The sequence below is a fragment of the Paenibacillus periandrae genome (genome assembly GCF_022458865.1).
GTDB classification, from domain to species: domain Bacteria; phylum Bacillota; class Bacilli; order Paenibacillales; family NBRC-103111; genus Paenibacillus_S; species Paenibacillus_S periandrae.
The window spans coordinates 1-728 of the sequence record NZ_JAJNMU010000107.1 but is presented as its reverse complement, the minus strand read 5'-3'; the positions used below and the strand labels follow the sequence as shown (position 1 = coordinate 728).

The 728-nt window shown below is 41.3% G+C and carries 1 protein-coding gene and 1 pseudogene; both read left to right on the top strand.

Going from position 1 to position 728, the window contains the following annotated elements; translation table 11 throughout:
• Positions 1–194: hypothetical protein (locus tag LRL21_RS44760; RefSeq protein ID WP_240422210.1), on the top strand; the 194-nt coding region annotated here is incomplete at its 5' end.
• A gap of 276 nt (positions 195–470) precedes the next feature.
• A pseudogene (locus LRL21_RS44755) lies at positions 471–728 on the top strand (hypothetical protein); the annotation flags it as partial.

Below are 728 nucleotides of genomic sequence, written 5' to 3'. Positions count from 1 at the left end.
CGACGATGTTCACCGGTGCAAGTGTAACGGAAATCAGTGAGGTGACACAAGGAGGATACGTAACGTTAGCCAATAATGGAATAATTCCGGCGAATACCACTTATGCGAAGGTTTACGCACTTATCCGTGGCAACACAGACAATGGATCAGGAGTATTACTAGTAGATACGATTGAATTAAAGTATATAGAATAATCTGTGATGAACTTGTTGTCTTCCCATGAAAAGTGAAAGATAAAATCCGTTAAATCAGGCATTACTATAAAATTCGAGTATGACTTTTACCGGATCTACATTAAGGAGAAATCGGGATGGTATAATCGCAAATCACTGGATTAGTGATGCAACCTGTTAGGAACAAAGTCTGAATACTGTAAAGGAGTATTTTCCATGTGTTTTTTTATGCGAAAGCAGTTATTAAAAGTGTGTATATGTTCATTATTCTTATTGGTAATTTTATACGAGTGTACCATGAAAAGTGTAGGTGTTGTTTCGGCTGATAGTCCTTCTGGACAGGCCTACTTTGCCTCCCAACAGTTCAGCTCTGTTCAGGGGCATAACAACTGGTATTACCAAGAATGGAATGGAAATAGTTACGTGAATATGGTGTGGGACAATCTGAATCAGTTTTGGCAGGGATCGCAGCCTTGGCTTGTGGTAGCGTCCAACTGGCAACACCCTTCCCCGAATACCAGCTCGGTCCGCAAGTGGGTAGCACCTCAAACTGGG